Below are 8,030 nucleotides of genomic sequence, written 5' to 3' on the forward strand. Positions count from 1 at the left end.
TAATGACAGCCTTTCAAAAATAACGCAGTGCGCAAAAACTCAAAAAAGTTTAAGGACGAAGCGCCCTATCACCTCGAGCAAGCCCACACACACCGGTGCGCGATGATTCGATAATTTCAGCACACTGCCCCATAGTCGTGGCAAATGCATCTAGCTTATCTGTGGTGCCCGTAATTTCAATGGTGTAGTTGTTTACGTTCACATCCACAATACGCGCACGGAAGATATCAGAGTTCCGCTTCACTTCAGCACGTACCGACTCTGTGCGAGTCGCGACTTTAATCAGCATAAGTTCGCGTTCAATGTGCGTACCTTCAGTAAGGTCTACCACTTTTAGCACATCAATAAGCTTATTCACTTGCTTAGTAATTTGCTCTATGACTTTGTCGTCGCCGTGCGTGATAATCGTTAGACGCGAAAGGCTCGCGTCGTCAGTCGGTGCCACACACAGTGAATCGACGTTGTAACCGCGTTGTGAGAATACACCAACGATACGAGATAGTGCGCCAGGGGCGTTTTCCATTAATACAGAGATAATACGTTTCATCAGGTTCGCTCCGTCTTGCTTAAGCGCATGTCATCCATTGCGCCAAACTTAATTTGCATTGGATATACGTGTTCGTTTTGGTCTACTGCTATGTCCATAAACACTAAGCGATCTGTGTAACTGAAACATTTCTCCATTGCTGCGTCTAGCTCGTCAAGCTTGTCTACTTTAATGCCCACATGTCCGTAAGCTTCTGCCAACTTCACAAAGTCAGGCATTGAATCCATGTAAGAGTGTGAGTGACGTCCTTTATAAATCATATCCTGCCACTGACGAACCATACCTAGGGCACGGTTATTCAATGAGATAATCTTTATAGGCAGGTTGTACTGCAAACAAGTAGATAGCTCTTGAATATTCATTTGAATACTGCCGTCACCCGTTACTACCACAGAGGTTGAACCTGGATGCGCAAACTGCACACCCATTGCAGCCGGTAAACCAAAGCCCATGGTGCCAAGACCACCTGAGTTGATCCACTGACGCGGTTTATCATACGGATAATAAAGCGCAGCAAACATTTGGTGCTGACCCACGTCAGAACTTACGTAAGCTTTACCGTCTGTGTGTTTGTACAAGGCTTCGATAACGCGCTGAGGCTTAATAACTTCTTCGCCCTGTGCGTAGTTTAAGCACTGACGAGAACGCCAGGTTTCAATTTGTTGCCACCAATCGGCCAGCTTTTCGCTTTGACCTGATAAGTCTTTCTTATTTACCTGACTTAAGATTTGATCAAGTACTTTATCTACCGAACCTACTACAGGAATATGCGCATTTACGGTTTTAGAAATTGATGCTGGGTCAATATCAACGTGAATAATATCCGCATGTGGGCAGAACTTATCAACGTTATTAGTAACACGGTCATCAAAACGTGCACCTAGTGCAATGATGCAGTCGGCATTATGCATAGTCTTGTTCGCTTCAAGCGTACCGTGCATACCTAGCATGCCGATAAATTGCTTGTGTGTACCCGGCATAGCACCAAGACCCATTAGCGTACAAGTTACCGGTGCATTAAGCTTCTCAGCTAACTCAATAACCTTTGCTGAAGCATCGCAAGCTACAGCTCCACCACCTACATACAGTACGGGACGTTCTGCTTTAAGTAGCGACTCAACAGCCTTTTTGACCTGTTTAGGATGGCCTTTTTCAGTTGGGTTGTAAGAACGCATGGTCACATCAGTTGGGAACACGTACGGGTGTTCTTCTGCTACGTTCACAATATCTTTTGGCAAATCTACTACCACCGGACCAGGACGACCTGTGTTGGCAATATAAAAAGCTTTAGCAATCGCTTCTGGGATATCAACCGCGCGCTTCACCAAAAAGCTGTGCTTAACAATAGGGCGTGAACACCCCACCATGTCAGTTTCTTGGAATGCGTCTTCACCAATATGCTTCGACGGCACCTGTCCCGATAAAATAACCATCGGAATAGAGTCCATATATGCAGTAGCAATACCTGTAATAGTATTCGTAGCGCCTGGACCTGATGTGACGAGCACTGTGCCGGTTTTGCCAGTTGAACGTGCATAACCATCCGCCATATGGGCGGCTGCCTGTTCATGACGTACGAGGACGTGTTTGACATCATCTTGCGCAAATAACGCATCATAAATGTCTAATACGGCACCACCTGGGTAACCGAACACGTGTGTCACTCCTACATCTTTTAGCGCTTCAACCACCATGGCTGCGCCCGACATCATTTTCACAGTGCTTTCTCCTGTAATGGGTTGGGGGGTTTGTCAGCGTACGTTGACGATGCCCAGACTATATCTAAGGTAATAGGAAGATAAAACACCAAATTGCATAAAAGTGAGATACATATCCCAATATTCGCAATAATTAGGATAAATATTTCGACTTAAGTGCAATTTTGACAGAAAGTAGGATATTTATTTACACAAATTTAACAGCGCAAACAATAAAGTTGTAGAACGGGAGCGATTCGCCTTTACCCACTAAATGTGCGTAAAGGCATAAGCTTAATCATCGAGGTCGATATCAAGATCACTGTTATCGCTCATATCGTCGTCATCGTCAACATCTTGTTCAACAGCACGCTTAGAGCCATAAATACTTGCTGTTTTTGGACGGTTTATTCTGGCTTGGTATTTCAACCACGCTTTCTCTTGCGGTGTTGCAGGATCACGATGACCAAGAGCCGATTCCAAATAGGCTTGTTCTTCATCATTCTCTGGCGTAATTTTCCCGTCCACTAGTGCAGCGAACAAACTACCGTGAGCCTGAAGAAGCTTACTTTCATTAATTGAAAAATCTCCTGAACGGGCAAAGCCGTACGGGTAATTTTTCTTATCTACGAAAGGTTTTCTTGTGACTTGTTCTTTTGTGATTACAGACATCTTAACCTCTTCCACCGCTAATACCTGCGTTGTAAACACAGGCAAAATTGCAACACCAACTGTTGAATGAAATAGACTACTGATATAGCGCCTTAATCGCTTTCAAGGTTATTCTTAGTTGGATTTTTATTTTCTGTCAAACAGAAAAGTAGCGGTAGTAAAAACTTAATATTGAATGTTTTAAAAGAGCATTAAAAAGGCCGCAAGCGCGGCCTTTTAATATAAGTGGGATATCAGCGTTTTTCGCTTACCCAAACCGTAATGGTTCCGTCGACGACCACGGTGCCTTCAGCGTTGTATGCCTTAACACTAATAGGTAAATCACCTGGTTTCCATGCGTCCGCGGGCACTTCTGCAACACAGCGAATATCTGAGTCGGCCTTTGCTGGATATTTCACTTCCATACCCTTTGGGATCCACCTTAGGTTTTTAGGGATTGATGCTTCGCACATGAACCCCATGGCCATTTCTAACCCGTTGCAAATAGCAATAACGTGAACCGTACCAATGTGATTTTCAACCGCTTTACGTTTGCTAATAAGCACTTCGCAGTAGTTTGGTTTGATGTCTGAGATAAGTGGAGAAACAGTTGAAAAATATGGCGCTCTGCGCGCTGAGTACCAACTGAACAGCTTTTTGCCGAAAGGTAGTTTTAAGAATTTATTATAAGTATTGAGTACGTAGTTCTTTGACATAGTCAGTCACGCTAATCGTATATGAGGAGAAACCCCATGAGTGAAGAATCAGTACACTAACGCGTTGCTCTATGATCAACCTAATGTTTAGCGCACGCCTATCTGGTTAGACCAGTATACACATAGTAACATAATAGTTACTGTCTGACGTTGCAACAAGGTTTATTGCAAAAACAAAAAAGCAGCTCAATGGAGCTGCTTTGACTGTATTAATAACAGCTTAGTTAAGCTGCATGTCAAACCCTACGAAGTAAAATCTTCCACGGGCACTTGCCGGATAAGCAAAGTTCGTTAAGAAAGGTTCTTCGTTGGTAATGTTCTTAATACCACCGTACATTTTAACTGTGTCAGTCAATACATATGAGAAGTTAATATCGTGCTGGAAAAATTCATCCATTACGACAGAATCGTCATAATCACCACGCTCGTATTCTTCAATTTCTACGAATGCGACTAACTGCTCATCCATGTACTGAGTTTGCCAACCGATTTGCAGATCCTGCCATTTCCAAGTCACGGTAAAGTTGCCTGCCCATTCAGGGCGATTTACTTCACCAAGCTCTGGGTTAACTTCGCTCAGATCGTTAGGGTTGGTATATTGGTCAATCTCATTGACCTTAGTACCTGATAGTTTTGTTAGGAACGTATGATCATCGATTTCAAAATCATAACCGATGCTGAAATCTACGCCCGACGTTTCTAAGCGAGCAAAGTTAACATCGGTAGAACGTAAGAAATTTAGACCAGCAAACTGCGGAGAGTTTTCATCGGTATTACGGGTAAACAAAGAACAAAAGTTTTCGTTTAAGGTTTCACCGATGTAGCATCCATTAACAATATCGTCAGAGCTTACAGAGCTGATTGCAGATTCAATCTCAATGCTCCAATAGTCAGCCGTTAGTGACAAGCCTTCTAACCAGCTTGCCTGATAGACAAAGCCTACCGTTGTCGTATCAGCGGTTTCTTCCTGTAGTTCTGGGTTACCACCGGTAACACCAGGGAATGCTGCCGATAGTGGATCGGTGTAAACATACTCACCTGCGTCATTAAACGGGTTATAACCAATTGACTGGAAGTCTGCCACACAGTTAGCTTGTATCTGATCTGCGGCTGCCGGATCATTACCACGGATGCCTGCAATCACGCTGGCATTACACGGGTCGGTAGGACGGAATGTTGTACCCACTTCAGGACCGAAAAGCTCTGTGATATTTGGCGCACGAACAGCTTGTGACTGCGACAAGCGAATCATAAGATCTTCGTAAGGTGCATACATTAAGTTTGCACGCCACGTTGTTGTGTCTCCAATTGTAGAGTAATCAGAGTAACGGGCAGCCAAATCTAACGTAAGCTCTTCGGCTAGCATCTCGCCTTCAATTAATGGAATTGATACTTCGACGAACACTTCACTTACATCAAAATCACCTGTTTCGTTTGCCGTTTTAATAGATGGCTGGAATACCAGTGAGTTGTTAGATGAGTACTCAGAAATCAAGGTTCCTGCTTGATATTGTGAGCCTTCAGGGATAATACCAAGTCGCCAATTATCGAAAGTCGCTTCTGATTTTTCTTTTCTATATTCCCCGCCTAGCGCAAAGAATATCGGACCATACGGAAGCTCGAAGTAGTCAGATGAATCACCAGATAGTGAACCACTCACAACGAATTGTTCGATGGTAGTTTTACTGCGGCTATCTTGCGTTACCCAATCAACCGCTTCCTGAGAAATACCGTCTGCACCAGCCCAAATATTTAAAGGTACACAGCTGCCATCACCTGGAGTAAATGAAAAGTAGCCTGGGTCATATACTGGAATATTAAACGCAGTGGTAACTTGAGGTGTATCTGCGTCTAAGTTTACACGGCAGGTTGCCTCACCTGTCGCAGGGTCTGTAACCGCGTCGATTGCAGAGAAGAAACGGTCTACTACAACAATATTTTCTGTACCTTCTTGCTCAAACTCGAATCTTCCGTAATTTAACGCAAGATTATACTGCCAGTCGTTTTCCAAGAAGCCTTCTAGCCCAATAACACCGCGTAGTGTTCTACGCTCGTTCTCAATTTTACCTTGACCAATGCCAATTGGGTCAGCTGTAATGGCAACACCACCGATTTCGCTTGCTAGCGGCTGAATAAAAGAAGGCAGGTAAGGGTTATCCGCTGCACCAAATAATAAATCCCAGTATGAAGACGGCTGGCTTTCATTTTCTGTTGTCTGAACAACGTACTTAAATTCACCAAACACAGTGCTTGTGTCAGTAAGGTCGTAATGGCCTAGCAGATTTAACGCAATTTTGTCGTTTGGCGTAATTAAATAGCCGCGCTGTTGCTGAATGGTGTTGTAAGAGTCACCACCAAAGCCTTCAAAGTTACCTGATACCAAGCCGTCTTGAATCGGTCTGTAAGAGCCATCTTCCAATACGTTCCAGCAACCACCTAATGCGCCGAATGACGCGGCACCAAACGAGCTGTTATATCCAGAAAACGAGTCAAGACAGTCTGGCGTTCCGTTACCATCAAGGTCGATATTAGTCGCAGGATCAAACCCCTCAAACGTATAAGGGTTACCCGGTATGATGTAGCCATAACCCGAAGTGAATGGGAAAGTGCGGTAAGGAAGAACTGCACGAGGGTTTGCTGTGGCCGCGCGGTTAAACAGCGCTAGCTCTTCTGAAGTTAAATTCGGTTGGGTTCCAAAAGTATCTACATAGTTTTGAATAAACGCATCCTGTGACGGGATGCTTAAACCGAAATTAAATAAGCCTGTGTTGTCGTAGTTATAGTATTGCGCCAAGTTTGGTGTACTAGCACCAATATCGCCTTGTTGGAATCGCAAAGCGGGGTTGGTCCAATCGCGCGCAGAGCCAATGATCAAACCATTATCTCTTTCACTTACTCGCACACCTTCATCGTTTTGATACTCGATGTTTATTGCAAAATTACCTCTGTCGTTGTCAAAGTTTTCACCATACAACGCAGACATGCTAATTTGCTCACCATCGCCTTCAGACGAGATACCCGTGTTTACGTCAAATTCAAAGCCTTCATAGTCATCTTGCAAAATAAAGTTAACTACACCCGTTACTGCATCGGCACCGTAAACAGCAGACGCTCCACCGGTAAGCACTTCTACCGATTTAATAAGTTTAACTGGAATTGAACCCACATCTACCGCCGCAGAACCGGCGACACCGCCCACATGGCGACGACCATTTACTAGTGTTAAGGTACGGTTTGAACCTAAACCACGTAGGTTAAGGATATTCGCACCGTCTGCAAAGGCTGAGTCAATAGAGCTTTCCGCTGTTGTAGATGAAAACAACGCGGGGATGTCGTTTATAACATCGGTTACAGAAAACTCACCTGACAGCTGAATATCTTCTTCTGAAATTGCTTGAACAGGTGAAGGAGATGCCAGATTAGGATCTCGCGCTATACGAGAGCCAGTGACCACTACTTTTTCAACATCCTTTTCGTCAATAGAGGCGTCTTCCTGAGCCTGAACTGCAGTTGCACTTAATGCTAGTGCAGATGCCACTGCACATGCGAGTACAGTAAGCTTGTTTTGCCTTGATGAATCAAAAGCCATGTGTGTTTCTCCAAATATACTTTCTCGTTCCGACATGCTCTTTTCGGCATTTTTAAGGAGTCTGAAAGCGATGGTTATTTTTTATATGTTTAAGAAATGCGTTGTGCTTAATCTTTTTTACGATCTGTTTTTTGCAAACTATGTGCCTATCAAAAGGCGAGTAATTAGCGAATTTACCGCTAAAAAACGGCGCATTATGCATATTTACCCACTAAAATCTATTTAATATTCAAATAGACTTATCAAAGCACTTTCAAACGCACGTTTTTTGTGCAACAGTCCTAACAAAACTTAGATTTATCGAGAAGTGGAATGAAATCAAGGCGGTTGCGCACCAATAGAGTGCAAGAGATAATGAATAAGGATTCATTATAGTGCGTAAACGCAGGTAGAATAGGTACTGGAGAAAAACATAAAGCAATACTTATACTTTCGTATAATTTTAAAAAGCCGCTATTGTAGCTGGTTCAAATACTTATCAATGTGCGTTTGAAGACTGCTGTGGTCTCGACATTTCACAGTACCCTGAACCGAATTAACTGCGTCACCCGCTAGCGTGGGAAAGTCGCGTTCGTGAAGAGTAATCCCCTTGTTTTTACTGAGGGAGCTAAATAACTTTCCTTTCAACATGCTGCAATCAACGGCTATTTCAATGCTTTCGAGAAAATCTTCGTTTTCAGTATTGAAGGAGTGAGAAAGTTTTCGGCTTCTATTCACATTTGAATGGGTGCTGTTTGAAGGTGATTGCTTAGCGATGCTTTCTAAACGTTGTGCGTTCAAACGATTGATATAGTTTTTCGTGAGCCTGTAACAGATTCTGTGTAACTGCC

At 43.5% G+C, this 8,030-nt stretch carries 5 protein-coding genes and 1 pseudogene; all 6 read right to left on the reverse strand.

The features are described 5' to 3' along the window. Positions 1 to 49 precede the first annotated feature (49 nt). A complete protein-coding gene (gene ilvN / locus ACX5KA_RS04790; protein WP_014975513.1) occupies positions 50 to 547 on the reverse strand; it encodes an acetolactate synthase small subunit in 498 nt (165 codons plus the stop codon). Beyond that, positions 547 to 2,265, reverse strand: a complete 1,719-nt coding sequence (locus tag ACX5KA_RS04795) for an acetolactate synthase 3 large subunit (protein ID WP_039219296.1) — start codon at positions 2,263 to 2,265, stop codon at positions 547 to 549. The genes ilvN and ACX5KA_RS04795 overlap by 1 nt, the downstream gene beginning before the upstream one ends. Positions 2,266 to 2,538: 273 nt before the next feature. Continuing rightward, positions 2,539 to 2,916, reverse strand: a complete 378-nt coding sequence (locus tag ACX5KA_RS04800) for a MaoP family protein (RefSeq protein ID WP_458730541.1) — start codon at positions 2,914 to 2,916, stop codon at positions 2,539 to 2,541. Between the two features lie 233 nt (positions 2,917 to 3,149). After that, a complete protein-coding gene (locus tag ACX5KA_RS04805; RefSeq protein WP_039219294.1) occupies positions 3,150 to 3,611 on the reverse strand; it encodes a hotdog fold domain-containing protein in 462 nt (153 codons plus the stop codon). A 220-nt stretch (positions 3,612 to 3,831) separates the two neighbouring features. Then, positions 3,832 to 7,200, reverse strand: a complete 3,369-nt coding sequence (locus ACX5KA_RS04810) for a TonB-dependent receptor domain-containing protein (RefSeq protein ID WP_458730542.1) — start codon at positions 7,198 to 7,200, stop codon at positions 3,832 to 3,834. A 453-nt stretch (positions 7,201 to 7,653) separates the two neighbouring features. Continuing rightward, positions 7,654 to 8,030: pseudogene (locus ACX5KA_RS04815) on the reverse strand (hypothetical protein); the annotation flags it as partial.

This window comes from Alteromonas alvinellae (assembly GCF_902705805.1).

Bases quoted from the DNA above. Each gene is read 5' to 3' on its own strand.
- ilvN (WP_014975513.1), bottom strand. From the start codon at position 547: ATGAAACGTATTATCTCTGTATTAATGGAAAACGCCCCTGGCGCACTA.
- ACX5KA_RS04800 (WP_458730541.1), bottom strand. From the start codon at position 2,916: ATGTCTGTAATCACAAAAGAACAAGTCACAAGAAAACCTTTCGTAGAT.
- ACX5KA_RS04805 (WP_039219294.1), bottom strand. From the start codon at position 3,611: ATGTCAAAGAACTACGTACTCAATACTTATAATAAATTCTTAAAACTA.
- ACX5KA_RS04810 (WP_458730542.1), bottom strand. From the start codon at position 7,200: ATGGCTTTTGATTCATCAAGGCAAAACAAGCTTACTGTACTCGCATGT.